This window comes from Pantoea anthophila (assembly GCF_026104315.1).
In the GTDB taxonomy this organism is placed as follows: domain Bacteria; phylum Pseudomonadota; class Gammaproteobacteria; order Enterobacterales; family Enterobacteriaceae; genus Pantoea; species Pantoea anthophila.
The window spans coordinates 2416858-2439234 of record NZ_CP110473.1; the positions used below are offsets into that span (position 1 = coordinate 2416858).

Genomic DNA, 22377 nt, shown 5'->3' on the forward strand with positions numbered 1-22377 from the left:
ATAATTTTTTAAGATTCATCCCAGTCCTTTTCAATAAACCCCTACTCTCTTTACGCAATCCTGTAAATATACCCTGAATAAACAACACAGAAATTGTGGAAACAATTTAAACAGATCCTCTACAGCGTTTAAAAAAACATTTCCGTAATGAACTTTCTCGCTGAAACTATTCTCTAATCACGCATAATGATTTTTTGTTTAATATAATTGCTACGTGAAAGAGAATTGAGACGTGAAGAAAAAAAAGATTTATCTGATAGACCGCCTTTTAACGCTTTATTCTCGATTTTCCGGCAGAAGACAACCGCAGGCCCTGCAGCAGCTGAACCCGGAGACCGTGGTCATCTATTCCACCACCGCGCTGGGCGATTTCTTGATGAATACGCCCGCTATCTGGAGCCTGAAAAAACGCTTTCCTGCCAGTAAATTTATTCTGGTCTCCAGCCTGAAAAATAAGGATCTCGTCAGCCGCTATCCCTGGTTCGATAAGATTTATATCTGGGATAACAAACTGGCAAATTTTCTGCCGTTATTTTTCAAACTGCGTCGCCATAAACCAGAACTGTCCGTCATATTACACGCGCATTTCCCCTACGATATTATGAGCTCGGTACTGACCGGCAGTCAGGCTATTTTACGCGACCATTACGGCAGCGAATCGCCGGTACTGAATAAATATCTCGACCACTATTCGGGTTATTTCGACGACCACACCATCAAGCGTAAGCTGAAATTAATTGAAGCACTGGGCGCAGAGACGCAGCAGACCCGGATGCATCTGCCAGAGCTCAATAGCAGTGCCACGGCAAACGCGTCGCATCGCCGCATCGGGTTTCAGCTGGGGGCATCGAAAGATATCCGCCGCTGGCCGCTGGAGTCGTTCAGTCAGCTGGCCACCGCCCTGCTTGCGCGCTGGCCTGACAGTGAAATCGTTGTGACCGGTACAGCGGCTGAGCAACCGCTTGAGCAGGCATTTATCGCCAGCCTGCCGCCGCACTGCCGGAAAAATGTGACGCCAATGGCGGGCAAAACAAACCTCAGTGGCCTGATTACCCTGATCCGCTCGCTGGATCTGCTGGTCACCGGCGACACCGGCCCGCTGCACATCGCCGTGGCGGCGCAGACCCCGACCGTCAGCCTCTTCTCCACCGCTAACCCGCGCTATACCGGCCCCTGTCAGGACAGCGATCGCCACATTATCATTCACCGTCCGGACAAGACGGCGACGCAGCATCCCATGGCGTCGATTAAGGCGGAAGAGGTTGAGCAGGCCGTGGCGCAACTGGTGGGATAATGAACCGCTTATCTGCCGCCATTATTACGCTGATTGAATATCATAATCAGCCGACCCCGCTGGGCTGGTTCCGCAGAGTGGACCGGCCGGGTTTTCACCTGCAACAGCTTCCGCTGAATGAGGTGGAATTTGCGCTGCTGATGAGCGACTTTTTTCTCACGTTCAACGTCAGCGCCGACCATTATGATGAGTCCCGCTATTTTCCGGCAGCGCAACGGCGACGCTTTGCTTTCACTCCCGGATTCAGAGCCGGCGCTGAACCGGCTTACCGCCCTGTCACCATCGCGATGCTGTCTGAGGCGGCCAGCCGGGGATGCTGGCCTGAAGAGGATGACTGAATCAGGGTGTGGACAACGGCGTCATAGACTTCACAGCTGTTCAGCGCGTTAACATTCCGTGACGCGGGCTGCAGCACCTGATAATTCACCTGCCAGGGATGCCAGCACGCCGGGTCGCTGTCGCCGAACAGCGCCACCACCGGCAATCCCAGCGCCGCACCGATGTGCATCGCCCCGCCATCACTGCTCACGAGCCCCTGACATAACGACATCGCCGCGATCAGTTGCGGCAGGCTGGTAGTTGAGACCGCTCTGATCGGCAGGTGCGGACAGAGCGCCATAATTTCTGCGGCTTTTTCATCATCACCCGGATGACGCGGATTATCGCGACTGCCGGGTGACCACAGCAGCATGATCTGGCAGGGGTGGTGAGCGGCAATTTTCTCAGCCAGTCCGGCAAAACGTGTCGCTTCCCACTGCTGGCTCGGCTTACGGGCGCTGATTTGCAGCGCATAGACCGGGAGGTCGCTATCAATTGCGTAAGTGTCGCGCAGGCTGGCGGCAAGGGTGGCGTCAGGCCGCAGCGTCAGTCTGCCCGGTCTGTTTTCACGGAGATTGAAGGGGCGTCCCAGGCTGAACAGAGTTTCGCTGATATGGCACGGCGACGGGTCGGGCGGTGGCAGCAGGTCGGTAATCAGAGGATGTGACTGCTCTCCCAGGGCGATGACTCTTGCCGGACGGAGGCTCTTTACCCATTTCAGGCCATGCTGATCCCAGCGGCTTTTCGCCAGTATCACCACCTCATAGCGTTGCTTTTTCAGGGTCAGCATCAGCTTCAGCCGCTGCAACAGGCAGGTCACCCTTCCCTGCCCTGACTCCCGGTGATGCAGTTTGGTGTAAAAGAAGAGCTGCCGGATATCGGGGTTGTGCGCCAGCACAGGGGCGGCGTAATTGTTCGTCAGTACATCGACCTGATACTGTCCCGACTGCGCCAGCGCACTGATGAGCGGCGTGGTCAGTAACGTGTCGCCAATATTATCCCTGCAAATAATTAAAACCCGCATGTCTGACATCCTCTGCGCACAGTCTGTGCTGGCTGGCTAAAAATAAGACGTCCCCGTTAACGCTCGTGGAATGCTAACGTAACGGTACAGTCAGCTGATTAGTCAGCGAAGTGTCAGATTGGTTCAACAGTTGCCATATTGTTGAAACATGAGGCCGGGCAGAGCGGATGAATACGCTTAACAGGTTTGGGCAGTTAGCCGGTTTCCGACAGGGAGAGCGTCAGGATCATTCGGCCCGGCACAGAGTATGCCGGGCACGCAGTTTTCAGGACGGGATTAATGGAGCCTGTCGTCTAACAACTCAAGGGCGACCCGATAAATCAGCCCAGGCTGGGCATCGGGTAACATCCGCTTGATTTTCTCCTCCAGGGCGCGGTTCGTGACGGCCTGATTATCCGCCAGTAATTCCAGCACAACCTGACCGAACATCAGGCGACAGATATAAATCGCGTCTTTGGTATATTTTGCGTCCATAAATCCTCCTTATGAATGAGTGTTTACAGTAACGGGATTCAGACGCTGAAGAATGGCCGATGCAGGGGCGCTGCCTTTTTTTGCAGTGGCATCAGACAATCCGATTTACAGAAATATTAAAACGCGATGATGTCACTGAAGGATCACGTGAGGCGGAGAAAGAGAAAAGCGTGGAACGCGGGCACAAAAAAGCCGGCACAGAGCATGACCCTGTGCCGGCCGCATCAGACATTACATATTTTCGATGATCGCGTCACCAAACTCTGAACATTTCAGCAGTTTAGCGCCATCCATCAGGCGTTCGAAATCGTAAGTCACGGTCTTGTTGGCGATAGCGCCTTCAACACCTTTAACGATCAGGTCAGCCGCTTCGAACCACTCCAGGTGGCGCAGCATCATCTCTGCCGACAGGATCACGGAACCTGGGTTCACTTTATCCTGGCCTGCATACTTCGGCGCAGTGCCGTGCGTGGCTTCAAACAGCGCGCACTCGTCACCGATGTTGGCGCCAGGTGCGATACCGATACCACCGACCTGAGCCGCCAGGGCGTCAGAGATGTAGTCACCGTTCAGGTTCATACAGGCGATAACGTCATATTCAGCCGGACGCAGCAGGATCTGCTGCAGGAACGCATCCGCGATCACATCTTTAACGATGATCTCTTTGCCGGTGTTCGGGTTTTTGAACTTCATCCACGGGCCGCCGTCGATCAGCTCGCCGCCGAACTCTTCTTTCACTAACTGGTATCCCCAGTCTTTGAAAGAGCCTTCGGTGAACTTCATGATGTTGCCTTTGTGAACCAGGGTCAGTGAATCACGATCGTTGGTGATGGTGTATTCCACTGCCGCACGCACCAGACGCTTGGTTCCCTCTTCGGAGCATGGCTTAACGCCGATACCGCACTGCTCAGGGAAGCGGATTTTCTTCACGCCCATCTCTTCGCGCAGGAACTTGATCACTTTGTCCGCTTCGGCAGAGCCCGCTTTCCACTCGATACCCGCATAGATATCTTCGGAGTTTTCACGGAAGATCACCATGTCGGTCTCTTCAGGACGTTTAACCGGGCTTGGCGTGCCTTTGTAGTAACGAACCGGACGCAGGCAGACGTAGAGGTCAAGCTCCTGACGCAGGGCCACGTTCAGTGAACGAATACCGCCGCCGACCGGAGTGGTCAGTGGACCTTTGATCGCAACGCGATATTCTTTGATTAAATCGAGGGTTTCCTGAGGCAGCCAGACGTCCTGGCCGTAGAGTTCGACTGATTTCTCACCGGTGTAAATCTCCATCCAGGAGATTTTACGCTCGCCGTTGTAGGCTTTCTTCACCGCCGCGTCGACCACTTTCAGCATGACCGGGGAAACATCAACACCGATACCGTCACCCTCGATGTAAGGAATGATCGGATTGTTTGGCACTGTCAGCTTGCCCTGATTCAGGGTGATTTTTTGACCTTCCGCCGGAACAACTACTTTGCTTTCCATTAACCTCTCCTGGGCGTTTGTTAATGATTTGTAAGATGCGCGTCAATACTACTTGAATATTTCCGCCACGCCAATCACCGCAATTTCACGTTATAATGCGCCGAATGTTTCTGACTGCAAAGCCCATGCGAAAAACTTCTCAACGAATTCACCAGGATAAACGATTCAGCCGTCCGGCGCGTGATGCGCGACGTACGCCTGCCCGCCCTGCGGCCCCGCGCCGCGTGATTCTCTTTAACAAACCCTTCGACGTTCTGCCGCAGTTTACGGATGAAGCGGGCCGCCGCACCCTGAAGGATTTTGTTACTGTTGCCGGGGTCTATGCCGCAGGCCGCCTCGATCGCGACAGTGAAGGCCTGATGGTGCTGACCAACGACGGCGCCCTGCAGGCCGCGCTGACTCAGCCCGGCAAACGCACCGGCAAAATCTACTACGTGCAGGTCGAAGGCGCGCCACAGGAGGCGGATCTGCAGCCGCTGCGGGATGGGGTTAATCTGAAAGATGGCCCGACCCTGCCCGCTGGCGTGGAAAAAGTCGATGAACCCGAATGGCTCTGGCCACGCCAGCCGCCGATCCGCGAGCGTAAAAACATTCCGACGCAGTGGCTGAAGGTCACGCTGTATGAGGGGCGTAATCGTCAGGTTCGCCGCATGACCGCCCACATCGGCTTTCCTACCCTGCGCCTGATTCGCTATGCCATGGGTCACTACAGCCTCGACGATCTGGCCCCCGGAGCGTGGCGGGAGATCAGCACAGAGCCTGTCTGACAACCGAACTTTCATAACCTCAGGTTAACAATTGCGGAGAAGGGATGTTTAAACCTCATGTTACGGTCGCCTGTCTGGTTCAGGCAGAAGGTGAGCTGCTGGTGGTGGAAGAGACCATCAACGGACGCGCCACCTGGAATCAGCCAGCCGGCCATCTGGAAGCGGATGAAACGCTGCATGAAGCCGCGGCGCGTGAACTCTATGAAGAGACCGGCATCGTGGCGCAGATGGACTATTTCATTGCGATTAACCAGTGGATAGCCCCCGACACCACGCCTTTTGTGCGTTTTCTGTTTGGGGTCGATCTGCCGGAAAAAGTGGTGCCGGAGCCGCAGGACAGCGACATCGACTGCTGCTGGTGGCTGCCGCCAGCGCAGATTCTCACGGCTTCTAACCTGCGTTCGCCGCTGGTGGCGGAGAGCGTCCGCCTGTGGCAACAGGGCTCGCGCTACCCGCTTCATCTGGTCAGCCCGTTCCGGTGGCCGTTTCACGAGGGTGCGCGTCTGCCTTCTGCATGATAGAATGCGCCGCCTGTTTTTTTATCGTAATGCGAGCGTGTCATGTCTGACAACAGCCAGAAAAAAGTGATCGTCGGTATGTCCGGCGGCGTCGATTCTTCCGTTTCCGCCTGGTTACTGCAGCAGCAGGGTTACCAGGTTGAAGGCCTGTTCATGAAGAACTGGGAGGAGGACGATGGCGAGGAGTATTGTACCGCCGCGGACGATCTGGCGGATGCGCAAGCGGTGTGCGACAAGCTGGGTATGAAGCTACACAAGGTTAACTTTGCCGCGGAATACTGGGATAACGTCTTCGAGCATTTCCTCGAAGAGTATAAAGCGGGCCGCACCCCTAACCCCGATATTCTCTGTAACAAAGAGATCAAATTCAAAGCGTTCCTGGAGTTCGCGGCTGAGGATCTCGGCGCTGACTTCATCGCTACCGGTCACTATGTGCGCCGTCAGGATGTCGCTGGCCAGAGCCAGCTGCTGCGCGGCCTGGATGGCAACAAAGATCAGAGCTACTTCCTCTACACCCTGAGCCACCAGCAGATTGCGCAGAGCCTGTTCCCGGTCGGCGAGCTGGAAAAGCCGGAAGTGCGCCGCATCGCTGAAGAGCTGGACCTGATTACCGCGAAGAAGAAAGATTCGACCGGCATCTGCTTTATCGGCGAGCGTAAATTCCGCGACTTCCTGGCACGCTATCTGCCGGCCCAGCCAGGCGAGATTGAAACCACTGACGGCCAGATCGTCGGTGAGCACCAGGGGCTGATGTACCACACCCTGGGACAGCGTAAAGGCCTGGGTATCGGTGGCCTGAAAGAGAGCAAAGATGATCCCTGGTATGTGGTCGACAAAGATGTGGCGCGGAACCGCCTGATTGTCGCTCAGGGCGGCGATCATCCGCGTCTGATGTCGGTGGGACTGATTGCGCAGCAGCTGCACTGGGTCGATCGTCAGCCGATCACCGCCCCGCTTCGCTGCACCGTGAAAACCCGTTATCGTCAGACCGATATTCCCTGTGAGATTATTCCTCACGGTGACGATCGGATTGAAGTGCGCTTTGATGAGCCGGTTGCGGCGGTGACGCCCGGCCAGTCTGCGGTCTTTTATCTTGGCGATGTCTGCCTCGGTGGCGGTATTATCGAACAGCGTCTGCCTTTCGTGACAGAGTAAGCGGGCGCAGCCCCTATTGATGACGCGTAAACAGGAGTAACCGTGGCGAAAAATTATCAGGAAATTACGCTGGCGCTGGCGGGCATCTGTCAGTCCGCGCATCTGGTGCAGCAGCTGGCTCAGCAGGGTCACTGCCAGCCAGAGGCGCTGACCGTTTCGCTGCGCAGCGTGCTGGATCTCAATCCTGACTCCACGCTGGCCGTGTTTGGCAACAATGAAGCCAACCTGCGTCTCGGGCTGGAAACCCTGATAGCGGTGCTGAACAGCAGCAGTCGCCAGGGCGCCGGTGCCGAACTGACCCGTTACACCCTGAGCATGATGGTGCTGGAACGTAAACTCAGCGCCAGCAAGTCTGCCATGGCGACCCTGGCGCAGCGCATCAGTCAGCTGGATCGCCAGCTGGCGCATTATGAGCTGGAATCCGATACCATTCTCAGCGCCATGGCGGGCATCTATGTCGATGTCATCAGCCCGCTTGGCCCGCGGATTCAGGTGACCGGTTCACCTGCCGTGCTGCAGAACAGCCAGGTTCAGAGTAAAGTGCGCGCCACCCTGCTGGCCGGTATCCGCGCGGCGGTGCTCTGGCAGCAGGTCGGTGGTGGCCGACTGCAACTGATGTTCTCGCGTCAGCGTTTGCTGCGTGAAGCGAAAACCCTCTTATCCCGGCTGCCACTGACCTACTAAGTCGGTGTGGCCAAACACTGCTAAATGATTCAGGAGTTGCACTGATGGAATTATCCTCTCTGACCGCCGTCTCACCTGTCGATGGTCGTTACGGCGACAAAGTCAGCCCGCTGCGTGCGATTTTCAGCGAATTTGGTCTGCTGAAATTCCGCGTTGAGGTTGAAGTTCGCTGGTTACAAAAACTGGCCGCGACCGCAGAGATCAAGGAAGTTCCTGCATTTGACGCTGACGCAAACGCTTTCCTTGATGCGATTGTCGCCGGTTTTTCCGAAGAAGATGCCGCGCGCATCAAAACCATCGAACGCACCACCAACCACGATGTGAAAGCGGTCGAATACTTCCTGAAAGAAAAAGTTGCCGACACGCCTGCGCTGCACGCCGTCTCTGAATTTATCCACTTCGCCTGCACCTCGGAAGATATCAACAACCTGTCGCACGCGCTGATGCTGGAAACAGCCCGCCGTGACGTGCTGCTGCCTTACTGGGAACAGCTGATCGGTGCGGTGAAGGGTCTGGCCAGCGAATACCGTGATATTCCGCTGCTCTCCCGCACCCACGGACAGCCGGCAACGCCGTCAACCATGGGTAAAGAGATGGCAAACGTGGCGTACCGCCTTGAGCGTCAGTTACGTCAGCTGAAGCAGATCGAAGTGCTGGGCAAAATCAACGGCGCAGTGGGCAACTACAACGCCCACATTGCTGCCTACCCGGAAGTGGACTGGCACGCGCTGAGCGAGGATTTTGTCACCTCGCTGGGGATCACCTGGAACCCCTACACCACGCAGATCGAGCCGCACGACTATATCGCCGAGATGTTCGACTGCATCGCCCGCTTTAACACCATCCTGATCGACTTTGATCGCGATATCTGGGGCTACGTGGCGCTGAACCATTTTAAACAGAAAACCATTGCGGGCGAGATTGGCTCGTCAACGATGCCGCATAAGGTCAACCCGATCGACTTCGAAAACTCCGAAGGCAACCTGGGTCTGGCGAATGCAGTCATGCAGCATCTGGCCAGCAAACTGCCGGTGTCGCGCTGGCAGCGTGACCTGACCGACTCTACCGTGCTGCGTAACCTTGGCGTCGGCGTCGGTTATGCGCTGATCGCCTATCAGGCGACGCTGAAAGGCATCTCAAAACTGGAAGTGAACCGCGAACGTCTGCTGGACGAACTGGATCACAACTGGGAAGTGCTGGCGGAGCCGATCCAGACGGTGATGCGCCGTTACGGTATCGAGAAGCCTTATGAGAAGCTGAAAGAGCTGACGCGCGGCAAACGCGTGGATGCCGCCGGTATGCAGACCTTTATCGACAGCCTGGCGCTGCCGGAAGAGGAAAAAGTGCGTCTGAAGCAGATGACGCCAGCAAACTATATCGGTCGCGCTGTCCGGATGGTGGACGATCTGAAATAATGCCCGCCGCAGACCGGCTCACTCCGGTCTGCGTTAACATCCTGTTTAATACATTTCGCGTATACTTTCTGCAGGTTGACTCAAACAGAGTGTAAGGAATTTCTATGCGTGTTCTGGTTGTTGAAGACAATGCCCTGCTGCGCCATCATCTCGCCGTCCAGTTACGTGACATGGGCCATCAGGTCGATGCCGCCGAAGACGCCAAAGAAGCCGACTATTTTCTTCGGGAACATCTGCCCGATATCGCGCTGGTGGACCTCGGTCTGCCGGATGAAGATGGCATGTCGCTGATCCGTCGCTGGCGCGGCGACGCCGTGCGCCAGCCCATTCTGGTGCTGACAGCCCGCGAAGGGTGGCAGGCCAAAGTCGAAGCGCTGGAAGCCGGTGCCGACGACTACGTGACCAAACCGTTTCATATTGAAGAGGTGGCCGCCCGGCTGCAGGCGCTGATGCGTCGCAACAGCGGTCACGCCTCGCAGATTATCGATATGGCCCCCTTTCAGGTCGATCTCTCCCGCCGGGAACTCACCGTCAATGAACAGCCGGTGAAGCTCACCGCCTTTGAGTACACCATCGTCGAGACGCTGATTCGTAACGCGGGCAAAGTGGTCAGCAAAGATTCGCTGATGCTCCAGCTCTACCCGGATGCGGAACTGCGTGAAAGCCACACCATCGACGTACTGATGGGCCGCCTGCGCAAAAAGATTCTAGCGCTGCACCCCACTGACGTGATCGCCACCGTGCGTGGCCAGGGTTACCGCTTTGATCTCTGACCATGTCCTGGTTTAATCGTTATCGCCCGATTTCGCTGCGCGCCCGCTTTCTGCTGGCCTCCGCAGCGATTGTTCTGTTTCTCTCCCTCTCTTACGGCATGGTCGCGGTGATTGGCTATGTGGTGAGCTTTGATAAAAACACCTATCGCGTCATGCGTGGTGAGAGCAACCTCTTCTTTACGCTGGCGCAATGGCATGACAACAAGCTCACCATCGCCCAGCCGGAGCGGATGACGCTCAACTTCCCGACGCTGGTGTTTATCTACGACGAGCGCGGCAAGCTGCTGTGGCAGCAGCGCGACGTTCCGGATATCCGCAAAAAGATCCGCCATGAATGGCTGCTGAAGCCCGATTTTTACGAGATTGACACCAGCAACCGCACCAGCATGCTGGCGATGGGGAACAACCTGAATGCGCAGCGACGCCTCAACGACTGGGATAACGACAGCAACGATACCTTTACCCACTCGGTGGCTGTCAACCGTTACGATGCCACCACCAATCTGCCTGCGCTCACCATCGTGGTGGTCGACTCGATCCCGCAGGAGCTTCAGCACTCGGACGTGGTCTGGTCGTGGTTCAGCTACGTGCTGGCCGCCAACCTGATCCTGATTGTTCCGTTGCTGTGGCTGGCCGCGCACTGGAGTCTGCGGCCAATCGGTGCGCTGACTCAGCAGGTGCGTGAACTGGAGACCAGTCAGCGCGAAAACCTGGACGACAATCCCCCACAGGAGCTGCGCAGCCTGGTGCGCAATCTCAATCTGCTGCTGACCAATGAGCGGCAGCGTTATACCCGCTATCGCACCACCCTCTCTGACCTGACCCACAGCCTGAAAACGCCGCTGGCCGTATTGCAGAGTACGCTGCGCTCGCTGCGCAACGGCAAAGAGCTGACGGTGGAAGAGGCAGAACCGGTGATGCTGGAGCAGATCAGTCGTATCTCGCAGCAGGTCGGATATTACCTGCACCGCGCCAGTATGCAGGCCGATCACAATCCGCTGCAGCGCGATCTGCATTCGGTCTCTGGCCTGCTCGACAGCCTCTGTTCGGCCCTGAATAAAGTCTATCAGCGTAAGGGCGTGGCGATTACCCTGGATATCTCCCCGGAGCTGACCTTTGTGGGTGACCAGAATGACTTTATGGAAGTGCTGGGTAACGTGCTCGATAACGCCTGCAAATATTGCCTGGAATTTATCGAAGTAAGCGCGTTTCAGAGCGACAAGGCGCTGCATCTCTATATCGATGACGATGGCCCGGGCATCCCTGAAAGCAAGCGCGACCTGGTGTTTGTTCGCGGACAGCGGGCCGATACGCTGCGTCCCGGCCAGGGGTTAGGTCTGGCCGTGGTGCGCGACATTCTTGAGCAGTATGAAGGTAACGTCATCGCCTCCGGCAGTGCACTCGGCGGAACCCGCATGGAAGTGATCTTTCAGCGGCAGGAAGTCGAACATCGCCGCGAGTAGAAAAGCCGCCGGGCTGTTATACTTGCTGGCATTTACAGCCCTAAGCGGAACTCTTTTATGGACTATCAGCTCGATCTTAACTGGCCCGATTTTATTCAGCGCTACTGGCAGAAACGCCCGGTGGTGCTGAAGCGTGGCTTTAAAGACTTTGTCGATCCGATTTCACCGGATGAACTGGCCGGACTGGCGATGGAAAACGAGGTGGATAGCCGCCTTGTCAGCCATCAGGATGGCAAATGGCAGGTCAGCCACGGCCCGTTTGAGAGCTACGATCACCTGGGCGAGAACAACTGGTCGCTGCTGGTACAGGCGGTCAATCACTGGCACGAACCCTCTGCTGCGCTGATGCGCCCTTTCCGTTTCCTGCCTGACTGGCGCATTGATGACCTGATGGTGTCGTTTGCTGTACCTGGCGGCGGCGTCGGCCCCCATTTTGATCAGTACGATGTCTTTATTATTCAGGGAACCGGTCGCCGTCGCTGGCGCGTCGGTGAAAAAGTGCCGATGAAGCAGCACTGCCCGCATCCCGATCTGCTGCAGGTTGAGCCGTTCGACGCCATCATTGACGAAGAGCTGGAGCCGGGCGATATCCTCTACATTCCACCAGGATTCCCGCACGAAGGCTATTCGCTGGAGAACGCCCTGAACTACTCTGTCGGTTTCCGTGCCCCCAGTGGCCGCGAGCTCATCAGCGGCTTTGCGGATTATGCTCTGGCAAATGAGCTGGGCAGCCTGCGCTTCAGCGACCCGGATGTCCCGGCGCGCGAATGCCCGTCGCAGATCCTGCCGCAGGAGATTGAAGGTGTGCGTCAGCTGATGCTGGATGTCGTTAACCAGCCGGAGCATTTCGCGCACTGGTTTGGCGAATTTATTTCGCAGTCGCGCCATGAGCTTGATGTGGCCCCGCCGGAGCCGCCTTATCAGCCTGATGAAATTTATGATGCGCTGCAGCAGGGCGATGCCCTGAGCCGCCTGGGCGGCCTGCGTGTATTAACGGTTGGCGATGCGGTGTATGTCAACGGTGAGCGGGTCGAGTGTTCACGCCCTGAGGTGATGGCGGTGCTGGCGCATCACTCCCGCATCACGCTGGATGATCTGGGCGATGCGCTGGATGATCCGGCAGTGCTGGCGCAGATCGCCGGTCTGGTGAATGCCGGGTACTGGTATTTTGGTGACGAATAACCGGTAGGCCGCTTCCGGAATCAGGCTCTCTGCCCCTCAGGTCAGAGAGCCTTCTCTCATTATCCCTTCTTCTGCGCCGCCAGTTCTGACAGACGCACAATCACTTCCACCGTTTTCGCCATGATGTTCAGCGAGGCGAACTCGTGCTTGCCGTGATAGTTGTACCCCCCGGTAAAGATGTTCGGACAGGGCAGCCCTTTCCACGACAGCGACGACCCATCGGTGCCGCCACGAATCGGTTTCACCACCGGTTCAATGCCGCAGTCACGCATCGCCTGCAGGGCCAGGTCAATGATATGCGGGAACGGCTCGACTTTTTCACGCATGTTGCGATAGCTGTTGGTGATCTCAACGGTGACGGAACAGTCAGGATGCAGGGTTTTGTTAATCTCCGCAGCGATCTGCAGTAGCGTCTGTTTCCGCTGTTCAAAACTTTCCGTTTCAAAGTCACGGATGATGTAGAGCATCTCGGCGTGCTCGACACTGCCCTTGATCTGATGCAGATGATAGAAGCCCTCGTAGCCGTCGGTAAACTGCGGTTTCTCACGGGCCGGTACCGCCGCGTGGAACTGATTTGCCAGCTCCAGCGCATTCACCATCACCCCTTTGGCGGAGCCAGGGTGGACGTTGTTGCCGACGATGCGGACCGTGGCCGAGGCGGCATTGAAGTTCTCATATTCGAACTCACCCAGATCGCTGCCATCAATGGTATAGGCCCAGTCGGCGGCGAAGCCTTCCACATCAAAGTGAGAAGTGCCGCGTCCGATCTCTTCGTCAGGCGTAAAGGCCACGCGGATCGCCCCGTGCGGCGTATCACTCGCCGCCAGCTGCGCCATCGCCGTCATGATCTCTGCAATGCCCGCTTTGTCATCCGCACCGAGCAGGGTTTTGCCGTCGGTGGTAATCAGCGTATGACCGATTAATTTGTGCAGCACCGGGAACATGACCGGCGACAGGATCTCATTGCCACTTCCCAGCGCGATGTCGCCGCCGCGATAGTTTTCAATGATCTGGGGATTCACATGCTTCGCCGTGAAATCGGGCGACGTATCCATGTGGGAGATGAAACCGATGACCGGGGTGGGCCAGTCGACATTGGCGGGCAGCGTGCCCATAACACAGCAGTGATCGCTTAAGGTGACATCGACAAATCCCAGCGCCAGCAGCTCTTCCTGCAGCTGCCGTGCCAGCGTCCACTGCCCTTCGCTGCTGGGCACCTGGCGCGCCTGCGGCTTAGCCTGAGTTTCAACGGCCACATAACTTAAAAAGCGCTCAAGTAACTGTTCCATATCCCATCCTTTAAAAGTGCTGTGCGGTATTATTCACCGATCGGCCTGTCACAACGTTGCGTAAAATCATCAGCAGACAGGTTAGCGCTGTCGCTGACCTTCAGCAAAGTAATAAGCCCGAAAAAAACGCCGGATGACGAGATTGTTGCATCGGGGCAGACGTCGTCGATAACAACAGGGGCGGCCATCGCCGCCCCTGTTTATTTATAAAGACCGCGCAGTAGCTTATGCACGAACTCCGGCACCACTTCACTCGCCAGGCCGTAATGCCGCTCGGCAAACTCGTTGCCCACCTGGCTCGGCTCCAGGTTCAGCTCAACGGTATGCGCGCCCTGCAGTCTGGCTTCGTGAACAAAGCCCGCCGCCGGATAGACGTGGCCCGAGGTGCCGATGGCGATAAAATAGTCGGCCTGTTCCAGCGCCTGATAAATCTGCTCCATGCCCAGCGGCATCTCACCAAACCAGACCACATGCGGTCGAAGTGCGGAGGGAAACTGGCAGCAGGTGCAACGATCGTCAGGAGTGATATCGCCGCTCCACTCAATCACCTGGCCGCTGGTCACACAGCGCACTTTTAACAGCTCGCCGTGCATATGCAGCACCCGGCTGTTTCCGGCGCGCTCATGCAGGTTGTCGATGTTCTGCGTAACCAGCAGAAAATTATCGCCTAACACCTGCTCCAGCTCCGCCAGCGCCAGATGGGCCGCATTGGGCTGAATCTCTGGCTGCTGCAGCTGCTGACGGCGCGCATTGTAGAAGCGCTGCACCAGCGCGGGATCGCGCTGAAAGCCTTCCGGTGTCGCCACATCTTCTACGTGATGCTCTTCCCAAAGACCGTCAGCCGCGCGAAATGTACGAATGCCGGACTCGGCGGAAATACCTGCGCCGGTCAGGATCACCACATGCGGCAGAGGGTGGGCGGCCAGTTCGGCCTGACGATCGCGCTCAAATATGCGCTGACGAAAGCGCTGATGCACTTTTCGCCGGGTTTTCTTCAGGCGGGCAAGTCGTATGCGGCGACGTGGTGTTCGCATAAAATCTCCTGGCGTAGCAGCTGCGGCGAGCTGCTCTGAACAGATTCCGGGTAAACATCACCCGATAGTAACGGTTGCCGGGGGCAGAACCCCATAGCAAAGGTCTTAAACAAAAGCGGCGCGATAATCACTCGCGCCGCATTGTCCTACTGACCGCTTAAAACCCGAGCCGGGTCAATGCGGCTGGCGCGTCTGGCGGGATACCAGCTCGCCAGCAGACTCAACAGAATCGCAGTAATCAGTACTGAGAACACATCAATCCAGTGCAGTTCCGACGGCAGAAAGTCGATAAAGTAAATATCGCCCGCCAGCAGATGATGACCGGTGATCGACTCCAGTCCGCGCACCAGTTTCGTCAGGTTCAGCGCCACCAGCACGCCCGCGACCACGCCGCTGACGCTGCCCAGCAGACCTGCCAGCAGCCCGTACCAGATAAAGATGGCACGGATCAGGCGGTCTTTGGCCCCCAGGGTACGCAGGACCGCAATGTCGCTGCTCTTATCTTTCACCGCCATCACCAGTGTGGAGACGATGTTGAAGCAGGCGACGCCAATCACCAGTACCATTGCCAGATACATAATGGCGCGGATCATCTGAATGTCGCGGTACATGTAGCCGTAAGTGCCGATCCAGCTCTTAATGTAGACGTAAGAGCGGGTCGCCTCACCGGCCTCGCGCACCAGCTTAACCGCCTGGAACGGGTCGGTCATCTTCAGGGCGATGCCGGAGACGCTCTCCCCCATCTCCAGATAGTGCTGGGCATCAGCCAGCGGCACCAGCGCCAGGCTGTGATCGAGCATACCGCTGAGTTGCAGGATGCCACTCACCTGCAGCCGGATGCGTTTTGGCTGCAGCAGTTTATTATCACCATCGTTATTCGGGATCATGATGGTGATCCAGTCGCCCTGCTTCACATTCAGCGATTTGGCAATGCCGCCGCCGAGGATGATCTGCTGTTTACCGGCGGCAAAGGAGGACCAGGCGTTGTCTGCCACAAACTGCGGCAGCGCGCTCAGGCGCGGCTCCTGTGCCGGATCGACGCCCTTGACCTGCAGCGCTTCCAGCCGGGCTCCGCTCTCAATCAGGCCGGTAAAGTTAACGTAGGGGGCGGCGGCCGCAATGCCGGGCACCTTTTCAATCGGGGCGATCATCGATTGCCAGTGCTGAAACGGCTGATTCACCGCCTCGATCTCACCGTGCGGCACCACCGCCAGAATGCGGTTATTCAGTTCACGCTCAAAGCCGTTCATGGCGCTCAGACCGATAATCAGCACCGCCACGCCCAGGGCGATACCGATGGTGGAGATCACCGAAATCAGCGACACCATGCCGCCCCGGCGGCGTCCGCGGCTGAAGCGCAGGCCCAGCAACAGGGATAACGACGAACCCATTACACCGCTCCTGCCAGGGTGAGCCGATCGCTTAACTGCCCGTCACGCATCTCCATCTGACGCGTCATGCGTTTTGCCAGCATCAGATCGTGGGTCACCACCAGAAAGGCGGTGCCCTGACGGACGTTCAGTTCGCCCAGCAGTTCAAAAATGGCGTCGGCGTTGCGCGCATCGAGGTTGCCGGTTGGCTCATCCGCCATCACCAGCCGGGGACGGTTGACCAGCGCACGGGCAATCGCCACACGCTGACGCTCGCCGCCGGAAAGCTCAGACGGCCGGTGCGCGGCGCGATGGTCCAGCCCGACCGCGGCCAGCATTTCACGGGCGCGATCCTGCGCTTCCGCTTTGGCGGTTTTGCCAATCAGCAGCGGCATCGCCACATTCTCCAGCGCGCTGAAGTCCGGCAGCAGATGATGGAACTGATAGATAAAGCCCAGCTCGCGGTTGCGCAGTTCGGCTTTGGCGGAGGAGGACATCGCATTGAGTGACTGGCCGTCGAAGACCACATCGCCAGAGGTTGGCGCATCCAGGCCGCCGAGCAGATGCAGCAGCGTACTCTTACCGGAACCGGAGCTGCCGACAATCGCCATCAGTTCACCCGGCTGGAGGCTGAAAGCCACGTTGCGCAGCACATCGGTCTGCACGCTGCCTTCCTGATAGCGTTTGCACAGGTCGCGACACTGCAACAAAGGAGAGTTACTCATAACGTAAAGCCTCAGCGGGTTGAACGGCGGCAGCGCGCCATGAAGGATAAAGCGTAGACAGCAGCGCCACGATCATCGCGCTGAGGGCGATGGTCACCACCTGCCACGGATTAATATCGACCGGCAATGCTGCGCCATCCAGGAACAGGCCAATGACCGGCATTAAGGTGTTGAGCTGGCTGGCGAGCAGCACGCCCAGCAGGGTGCCGAGCAGCGTGCCGATAATACCGGCGCTGGCTCCCTGAACCATAAACACCGCCACAATCTGCCGGCGCGTCAGGCCCTGGGTTTGCAGGATCGCCACTTCGCCCTGCTTCTCCATGATCAGCAGGCCCAGCGATGTAATGATGTTAAAGGCGGCGACGGCGATGATCAGGCTCAGCAGCAGGCCCATCATGTTCTTCTCCATACGCACCGCCTGGAAGAGATCGCCTTTGCGCTCGCGCCAGTCTTTCCAGACCAGGCCCGCCGGCAGCGTCTGCTGGCTCAGGCTGTCAACCTCAAGCGGTTTGTCGAGCCAGAGTCGCCAGCCGGTGATATTCCCGGCCGGATAGCGCATGACACGCGACGCATCCTGAAGATTGACCAGGATCTGATAACCATCGACTTCGCTGTTGGCAGCATAGGTGCCCGCCACCGTAAACAGGCGCTGGCTCGGCACGCGGCCCATCGGCGTAAACTGGCTGACCGACGGCACCATCAGACGCAGCTGGTCGCCGCGTTTAACGCCCAGCTGAGAAGCCAGCTGTTCCCCGAGGATGACATTGTACTGCCCGGCCTGCAGGACGCGCTGATCGGTGTTGACCAGAAACGGCGTCAGCGGATCTTTCTCATCCGGCGCGATACCGAGCATCACCCCAACCGAGACGCTGTGCGGGCTTTGCAACACCACATTCGCCGTGGTCAGCGGTGCAATGCGGCTGACCCCGTTGAGGTTGAGGGAACGGGCGGGTTGCTGTTGCGGATTAATGCTGCCTTTGTCGCTGGTGATCAGCGCCTGAGGCATCAGGCCAAGAATATTGCCTTCGAGTTCACGCTCAAATCCGTTCATGACCGATAACACGGTCACCATCGCCAGCACGCCGAGCGTAATGCCAATCGTTGAGAGCCAGGAGACAAAGCGACCGAAGCGATCCGATGCTCGTCCGCGCATGTAACGCAGACCGATAAATAGCGCGACAGGTTGATACATGGAATCCAGTAAGCCGTTGCCTGAAAATAGGTAGTGGGATGATAAAGGAGAGGCTGGCTTTATGAAACCTCTAACCCTCTGAGTCGGCAGCAAAGTTGCATCAGAATGCGTCACATTCCCTGCCAAAGCCGGGGAATAGAGCATAAAGCCGCCGCTTATTGGCTGATTATCCGCCACCGCAGGGGGTAGACTACAATCAGTAACAGGATAAGAAGCGAGGTTATCGCCCGGCCACAGAGGTAGCGACCATGTTCAGATTTCCCAAAGGCAGCATCGTGAAACATCAATCCGGGGAGATCCGGGGCGAGATTATCAACGTCTTTGAGCAGGGAGCGGCATCGGCTGGCTACTACGTAAAGTGGGATGACGGCAACCTCAGTTTTCATCCTGAGCAGGAGTTATCCTGGGCGAATATCGACCGCCCACGCATGCATTACACACAGCAATCCATAAAATAAATGCCCGTTTAACCCCGTCGCTGCATGGCGACGGTGGTTTTTTCCGATCCCCCCGCCCGACTCCGTCTATTCTCTTTTTAGCCGCTGCGTTACCGCTGACACCCGGTAAGCACTGCCCGATTCGGGTTGAGCACGGTGCGGCAGGAAAATTGTGCCGCAAAGGTGATCCCCCTGACATAATATGGAATGATTACGTCCTGGAAAAATGGAGCAACCCCGAGATCCCATGCCCGAACAGACTCGTTATACCCTGCCCGTTAAATCCGGCGATCACCGGCAGCTTGGTCAGCTTATCGGCGCTGCGCACGCGGTAGAGTGTGCCAGCATTACCGAGCGACATGCCGGTCCGGTGTTGATGATTACGCCCGATACCCAAACCGCCCTGCGTCTGCTGGATGAAATCCGCCAGTTTACCGATCTGCCAGTGGCCCATCTCGCTGACTGGGAAACGCTGCCCTACGACAGCTTTTCACCGCATCAGGATATTATCTCCTCCCGCCTGTCGACCCTTTACCAGCTGCCGGTGATGCAGCGCGGGTTGCTGATTATGCCGGTCAACACGCTGATGCAGCGCGTCTGCCCGCACAGCTTCCTGCACGGTCACGCGCTGGTGATGAAACAGGGACAAAAACTGTCGCGCGACAGGCTGCGCGACCAGCTTGAGCAGGCGGGTTATCGCCATGTCGACCAGGTGATGGAGCACGGTGAATACGCGACGCGCGGCGCCCTGCTCGACCTGTTTCCGATGGGCAGCGATCAGCCCTACCGCATCGACTTCTTCGATGATGAGATTGACAGCCTGCGTCTGTTCGACGTTGACAGTCAGCGTACGCTGGAAGCGGTGCCGGAAATCAATCTGCTGCCCGCGCATGAATTTCCCAGCGACAAGGCAGCCATTGAGCTGTTCCGCAGCCGCTGGCGCGAGATCTTCGACGTGCGCCGCGAGTCGGAGCATATCTATCAGCAGGTCAGCAAAGGCACGCTCCCGGCGGGCATCGAATACTGGCAGCCGCTGTTTTTTGAGCAGCCCCTGCCCAGCCTGTTCAGCTATCTGCCTGACAACACCCTGATTGTGAACTGCGGCGATCTGGAAGGCAGTGCCACCCGCTTCTGGCAGGATGCGGAGGCGCGTTACGAGAATCGTCGCGTCGATCCGATGCGTCCGCTGCTGGAGCCAGCCACCCTGTGGCTGCGTCCGGACGGTCTGATGGGCGAGCTGAAAGCCTGGCCGCGCATCTCCATGACCAATGAGGTGCTGCCGGCAAAAGCCGCCAACACCAATCTCGGTTATACCCCGCTGCCGGATGTGGCGGTTCAGGCCCAGGCAAAAGCGCCCCTTGACCCGCTGCGTCAGTTTATCGACACCTTCAGTGGTGCCGTGGTGTTCTCGGTTGAAAGTGAGGGCCGCCGGGAAAGCCTGCAGGAGCTGCTGGCACGCATCAAACTGCGTCCTCAGCCGGTGCATCGCTTCGATGTGACCGGTGAGGATCGTTTCAGCCTGATGATCGGGGCCAGCGAACGGGGTTTTATCGACACCGTGGGGAACCGGGCGCTGATTTGCGAAAGCGATCTGCTGGGCGAACGCGTCAGCCGCCGCCGTCAGGATACCCGCCGCACCATTAACCCGGACATTCTTATCCGTAACCTGGCGGAGCTGCATCCCGGTCAGCCGGTGGTGCATCTGGAGCACGGCGTGGGCCGCTATATCGGCCTGACCACGCTGGAAGCGGGTGGCATCCAGGCGGAATACCTGATGCTCTCCTACGCGAACGACGCCAAACTTTACGTGCCGGTCTCCTCGCTGCATCTGATTAGCCGCTATGCCGGTGGGGCTGACGAAAACGCGCCGCTGCACAAACTGGGCAGCGATGCCTGGTCTCGCGCACGGCAGAAAGCCGCCGAAAAAGTGCGCGACGTGGCGGCGGAGCTGCTGGACATTTATGCGCAGCGCGCTGCCAAAACCGGTTTTGCCTTTAAGCATGACCGCGAACAGTATCAGCTGTTCTGCGAGAGCTTCCCGTTTGAGACCACCCCCGATCAGGCTCAGGCCATCAATGCGGTGCTGAGCGATATGTGTCAGCCGCTGGCGATGGACCGCCTCGTGTGTGGTGATGTGGGCTTCGGTAAAACGGAAGTGGCCATGCGCGCCGCGTTTCTGGCTATTGAGAACCACAAGCAGGTTGCCGTGCTGGTGCCGACTACCCTGCTGGCGCAGCAGCACTACGATAACTTCCGCGATCGCTTCGCCAACTGGCCGGTACGCATTGAGATGCTGTCCCGTTTCCGCACCGCGAAAGAGCAGGCGCAGGTGCTGGAACAGGCCAGCGAAGGCAAGATCGACATCCTGATCGGCACGCATAAGCTGCTGATGAGCGATCTGAAATGGCACGATCTGGGTCTGCTGATTGTCGATGAGGAGCACCGTTTCGGGGTGCGTCATAAAGAGCGCATCAAGGCGATGCGGGCCGACGTGGATATCCTGACCCTGACCGCCACGCCTATTCCGCGTACCCTGAATATGGCGATGAGCGGCATGCGCGATCTCTCCATTATCGCCACGCCGCCTGCCCGCCGCTTAGCGGTGAAAACCTTTGTGCGCGAATATGATGATCTGGTGATCCGCGAAGCGATTCTGCGTGAGATTCTGCGTGGCGGCCAGGTCTACTACCTCTACAACGATGTCGAAAATATTGAGAAAGCGGCACAGCGTCTCAGCGAACTGGTGCCGGAGGCGCGGGTAGCGATCGGCCACGGGCAGATGCGTGAGCGTGAGCTGGAACGGGTGATGAACGATTTCCATCATCAGCGTTTCAACGTGCTGGTCTGCACCACTATCATCGAAACCGGGATCGATATTCCGACCGCTAACACCATCATCATCGAGCGGGCCGACCACTTTGGCCTGGCGCAGCTGCATCAGTTGCGCGGTCGCGTCGGGCGTTCGCACCATCAGGCTTATGCCTGGCTGTTAACGCCACATCCGAAGGCGATGACCACCGACGCGCATAAGCGACTGGAGGCGATCGCCTCGCTCGAAGATCTGGGGGCCGGTTTTGCGCTGGCAACGCACGATCTGGAGATTCGCGGCGCCGGTGAACTGCTGGGTGATGAGCAGAGCGGTCAGATGGAGACGCTGGGCTTCACGCTCTATATGGAGCTGCTGGAGAACGCCGTCGATGCGCTGAAAGCGGGGCGTGAACCTTCACTGGAGGATCTCACCAGCAATCAGACCGAGGTAGAACTGCGGATGCCCGCGCTGCTGCCGGAGACCTTTATACCGGATGTCAGCACCCGTCTGTCGCTCTATAAGCGCATCGCCAGCGCGGAAGCGGAAGAGGAGCTGCAGGAGCTGAAAGTGGAGATGATCGACCGCTTTGGCCTGCTGCCCGATCCGGCGCGCAATCTGCTGGATGTCGCCATCATCCGGCTGAAGGCCCGCGCGGTGGGGCTGCGCAAGATTGAAGCCAGCGATAAAGGCGGCTATTTCGATTTTGCGCCGCAGAACAAGGTGGATCCGGCCTGGCTGATCAGCCTGCTGCAGAAAGAGCCTCAGCAGTGGAAGCTGGATGGCCCGACACGGCTCCGGTTTACGCGTGAGCTGACGGAAAGAAAGATTCGTATGGATTGGGTGCAGAGCTTCGTTTCACAACTGGCTGAGCATCAAGCGTAACCGGTTCTTCCGCGCCTCGCCCGTTTTCCGGCGAAGCGCGGCGCGCAGAACGCCATGAAAAAAGGCGCATCCTGAGATGCGCCTTTTTTA

At 57.7% G+C, this 22377-nt stretch carries 21 protein-coding genes; 12 read left to right on the forward strand and 9 right to left on the reverse strand.

What is annotated here, in order from left to right:
* Nucleotides 1-232 precede the first annotated feature (232 nt).
* Together OJ965_RS13700 and OJ965_RS13705 are read left to right on the forward strand one after the other, a co-directional pair.
* Entirely contained in the window at nucleotides 233-1294 is a 1062-nt protein-coding gene (locus tag OJ965_RS13700) for a glycosyltransferase family 9 protein (RefSeq protein WP_009090808.1), read from the forward strand.
* Nucleotides 1294-1632: a DUF1493 family protein gene (locus tag OJ965_RS13705; RefSeq protein WP_265136379.1), complete on the forward strand. Its 339-nt coding sequence runs from the start codon at nucleotides 1294-1296 to the stop codon at nucleotides 1630-1632. The genes OJ965_RS13700 and OJ965_RS13705 overlap by 1 nt, the downstream gene beginning before the upstream one ends.
* Here the strand turns inward: OJ965_RS13705 and OJ965_RS13710 are convergent.
* The 3 genes from OJ965_RS13710 to icd all read right to left on the reverse strand — a co-directional run bounded on the left by OJ965_RS13710 (nucleotide 1560) and on the right by icd (nucleotide 4592).
* On the reverse strand, nucleotides 1560-2636 hold the full coding sequence (locus tag OJ965_RS13710) for a glycosyltransferase family 9 protein (RefSeq protein WP_265136381.1): 1077 nt from the start codon (nucleotides 2634-2636) through the stop codon (nucleotides 1560-1562). The two genes, OJ965_RS13705 and OJ965_RS13710, sit on opposite strands and share 73 nt — an antisense overlap.
* A 276-nt stretch (nucleotides 2637-2912) precedes the next feature.
* Nucleotides 2913-3110, reverse strand: a complete 198-nt coding sequence (locus OJ965_RS13715) for a hypothetical protein (RefSeq protein ID WP_265136383.1) — start codon at nucleotides 3108-3110, stop codon at nucleotides 2913-2915.
* Between the two features lie 231 nt (nucleotides 3111-3341).
* Nucleotides 3342-4592: an NADP-dependent isocitrate dehydrogenase gene (gene icd, locus OJ965_RS13720; protein ID WP_009090813.1), complete on the reverse strand. Its 1251-nt coding sequence runs from the start codon at nucleotides 4590-4592 to the stop codon at nucleotides 3342-3344.
* 104 nt (nucleotides 4593-4696) lie between these two features.
* Here icd and rluE point away from each other — a divergent pair, with 104 nt between their 5' ends.
* The 8 genes from rluE (at nucleotide 4697) to OJ965_RS13760 (ending at nucleotide 12549) form a co-directional block, all read left to right on the forward strand.
* Nucleotides 4697-5359, forward strand: coding sequence for a 23S rRNA pseudouridine(2457) synthase RluE (gene rluE, locus OJ965_RS13725; RefSeq protein WP_265136386.1), 663 nt, complete (start codon nucleotides 4697-4699; stop codon nucleotides 5357-5359).
* 44 nt (nucleotides 5360-5403) lie between these two features.
* Nucleotides 5404-5877: an NUDIX domain-containing protein gene (locus OJ965_RS13730; RefSeq protein ID WP_140028347.1), complete on the forward strand. Its 474-nt coding sequence runs from the start codon at nucleotides 5404-5406 to the stop codon at nucleotides 5875-5877.
* Between the two features lie 42 nt (nucleotides 5878-5919).
* Nucleotides 5920-7032, forward strand: a complete 1113-nt coding sequence (mnmA, locus tag OJ965_RS13735; RefSeq protein WP_111207917.1) for a tRNA 2-thiouridine(34) synthase MnmA — start codon at nucleotides 5920-5922, stop codon at nucleotides 7030-7032.
* 42 nt (nucleotides 7033-7074) lie between these two features.
* Complete coding sequence (hflD, locus tag OJ965_RS13740) at nucleotides 7075-7716, forward strand: high frequency lysogenization protein HflD (RefSeq protein ID WP_265136390.1); 642 nt, start codon at nucleotides 7075-7077, stop codon at nucleotides 7714-7716.
* A 44-nt stretch (nucleotides 7717-7760) separates the two neighbouring features.
* On the forward strand, nucleotides 7761-9131 hold the full coding sequence (purB, locus tag OJ965_RS13745) for an adenylosuccinate lyase (protein ID WP_265136392.1): 1371 nt from the start codon (nucleotides 7761-7763) through the stop codon (nucleotides 9129-9131).
* Between the two features lie 104 nt (nucleotides 9132-9235).
* Complete coding sequence (phoP, locus tag OJ965_RS13750; RefSeq protein ID WP_009090826.1) at nucleotides 9236-9904, forward strand: two-component system response regulator PhoP; 669 nt, start codon at nucleotides 9236-9238, stop codon at nucleotides 9902-9904.
* Nucleotides 9905-9906: 2 nt separating this feature from the next.
* Nucleotides 9907-11367: a two-component system sensor histidine kinase PhoQ gene (gene phoQ, locus OJ965_RS13755; RefSeq protein WP_046101611.1), complete on the forward strand. Its 1461-nt coding sequence runs from the start codon at nucleotides 9907-9909 to the stop codon at nucleotides 11365-11367.
* Nucleotides 11368-11424: 57 nt separating this feature from the next.
* Nucleotides 11425-12549: a ribosomal protein uL16 3-hydroxylase gene (locus OJ965_RS13760; RefSeq protein ID WP_046101610.1), complete on the forward strand. Its 1125-nt coding sequence runs from the start codon at nucleotides 11425-11427 to the stop codon at nucleotides 12547-12549.
* 59 nt (nucleotides 12550-12608) lie between these two features.
* Here the strand turns inward: OJ965_RS13760 and pepT are convergent, their stop codons facing one another.
* The 6 genes from pepT to lolC form a co-directional block, all read right to left on the reverse strand.
* The gene (gene pepT / locus OJ965_RS13765) at nucleotides 12609-13838 is read right to left on the reverse strand and encodes a peptidase T (RefSeq protein WP_009090830.1); all 1230 of its coding nucleotides are present in this window, start codon (nucleotides 13836-13838) and stop codon (nucleotides 12609-12611) included.
* A 29-nt stretch (nucleotides 13839-13867) separates the two neighbouring features.
* Nucleotides 13868-14026, reverse strand: coding sequence for a hypothetical protein (locus tag OJ965_RS13770; RefSeq protein WP_265136397.1), 159 nt, complete (start codon nucleotides 14024-14026; stop codon nucleotides 13868-13870).
* Between the two features lie 12 nt (nucleotides 14027-14038).
* Nucleotides 14039-14872: a Sir2 family NAD+-dependent deacetylase gene (gene cobB, locus OJ965_RS13775; protein WP_140924303.1), complete on the reverse strand. Its 834-nt coding sequence runs from the start codon at nucleotides 14870-14872 to the stop codon at nucleotides 14039-14041.
* Nucleotides 14873-15018: 146 nt separating this feature from the next.
* The gene (gene lolE, locus OJ965_RS13780; RefSeq protein WP_009090832.1) at nucleotides 15019-16263 is read right to left on the reverse strand and encodes a lipoprotein-releasing ABC transporter permease subunit LolE; all 1245 of its coding nucleotides are present in this window, start codon (nucleotides 16261-16263) and stop codon (nucleotides 15019-15021) included.
* Nucleotides 16263-16967 carry a lipoprotein-releasing ABC transporter ATP-binding protein LolD gene (gene lolD / locus OJ965_RS13785; protein ID WP_111207919.1) on the reverse strand — a complete coding sequence of 235 codons (705 nt, stop codon included), beginning with the start codon at nucleotides 16965-16967 and terminating at the stop codon, nucleotides 16263-16265. Before lolD ends, lolE begins: the two co-directional genes overlap by 1 nt.
* Nucleotides 16960-18159 carry a lipoprotein-releasing ABC transporter permease subunit LolC gene (gene lolC / locus OJ965_RS13790; RefSeq protein ID WP_009090834.1) on the reverse strand — a complete coding sequence of 400 codons (1200 nt, stop codon included), beginning with the start codon at nucleotides 18157-18159 and terminating at the stop codon, nucleotides 16960-16962. The genes lolD and lolC overlap by 8 nt, the downstream gene beginning before the upstream one ends.
* Nucleotides 18160-18407: 248 nt before the next feature.
* On the opposite strand from lolC, the gene OJ965_RS13795 reads away from it, so the two are divergent.
* Complete coding sequence (locus OJ965_RS13795) at nucleotides 18408-18617, forward strand: hypothetical protein (RefSeq protein ID WP_009090835.1); 210 nt, start codon at nucleotides 18408-18410, stop codon at nucleotides 18615-18617.
* Between the two features lie 226 nt (nucleotides 18618-18843).
* Nucleotides 18844-22287, forward strand: a complete 3444-nt coding sequence (gene mfd / locus OJ965_RS13800; RefSeq protein ID WP_154927847.1) for a transcription-repair coupling factor — start codon at nucleotides 18844-18846, stop codon at nucleotides 22285-22287.
* The last annotated feature ends 90 nt before the right edge of the window (nucleotides 22288-22377 follow it).

Bases quoted from the DNA above. Each gene is read 5' to 3' on its own strand.
- OJ965_RS13705 (WP_265136379.1), top strand. From the start codon at position 1,294: ATGAACCGCTTATCTGCCGCCATTATTACGCTGATTGAATATCATAAT.
- OJ965_RS13710 (WP_265136381.1), bottom strand. From the start codon at position 2,636: ATGCGGGTTTTAATTATTTGCAGGGATAATATTGGCGACACGTTACTG.
- OJ965_RS13715 (WP_265136383.1), bottom strand. From the start codon at position 3,110: ATGGACGCAAAATATACCAAAGACGCGATTTATATCTGTCGCCTGATG.
- icd (WP_009090813.1), bottom strand. From the start codon at position 4,592: ATGGAAAGCAAAGTAGTTGTTCCGGCGGAAGGTCAAAAAATCACCCTG.
- rluE (WP_265136386.1), top strand. From the start codon at position 4,697: ATGTTTCTGACTGCAAAGCCCATGCGAAAAACTTCTCAACGAATTCAC.
- OJ965_RS13730 (WP_140028347.1), top strand. From the start codon at position 5,404: ATGTTTAAACCTCATGTTACGGTCGCCTGTCTGGTTCAGGCAGAAGGT.
- mnmA (WP_111207917.1), top strand. From the start codon at position 5,920: ATGTCTGACAACAGCCAGAAAAAAGTGATCGTCGGTATGTCCGGCGGC.
- purB (WP_265136392.1), top strand. From the start codon at position 7,761: ATGGAATTATCCTCTCTGACCGCCGTCTCACCTGTCGATGGTCGTTAC.
- phoP (WP_009090826.1), top strand. From the start codon at position 9,236: ATGCGTGTTCTGGTTGTTGAAGACAATGCCCTGCTGCGCCATCATCTC.
- phoQ (WP_046101611.1), top strand. From the start codon at position 9,907: ATGTCCTGGTTTAATCGTTATCGCCCGATTTCGCTGCGCGCCCGCTTT.
- OJ965_RS13760 (WP_046101610.1), top strand. From the start codon at position 11,425: ATGGACTATCAGCTCGATCTTAACTGGCCCGATTTTATTCAGCGCTAC.
- pepT (WP_009090830.1), bottom strand. From the start codon at position 13,838: ATGGAACAGTTACTTGAGCGCTTTTTAAGTTATGTGGCCGTTGAAACT.
- OJ965_RS13770 (WP_265136397.1), bottom strand. From the start codon at position 14,026: ATGGCCGCCCCTGTTGTTATCGACGACGTCTGCCCCGATGCAACAATC.
- cobB (WP_140924303.1), bottom strand. From the start codon at position 14,872: ATGCGAACACCACGTCGCCGCATACGACTTGCCCGCCTGAAGAAAACC.
- lolE (WP_009090832.1), bottom strand. From the start codon at position 16,263: ATGGGTTCGTCGTTATCCCTGTTGCTGGGCCTGCGCTTCAGCCGCGGA.
- lolD (WP_111207919.1), bottom strand. From the start codon at position 16,967: ATGAGTAACTCTCCTTTGTTGCAGTGTCGCGACCTGTGCAAACGCTAT.
- lolC (WP_009090834.1), bottom strand. From the start codon at position 18,159: ATGTATCAACCTGTCGCGCTATTTATCGGTCTGCGTTACATGCGCGGA.
- OJ965_RS13795 (WP_009090835.1), top strand. From the start codon at position 18,408: ATGTTCAGATTTCCCAAAGGCAGCATCGTGAAACATCAATCCGGGGAG.
- mfd (WP_154927847.1), top strand. From the start codon at position 18,844: ATGCCCGAACAGACTCGTTATACCCTGCCCGTTAAATCCGGCGATCAC.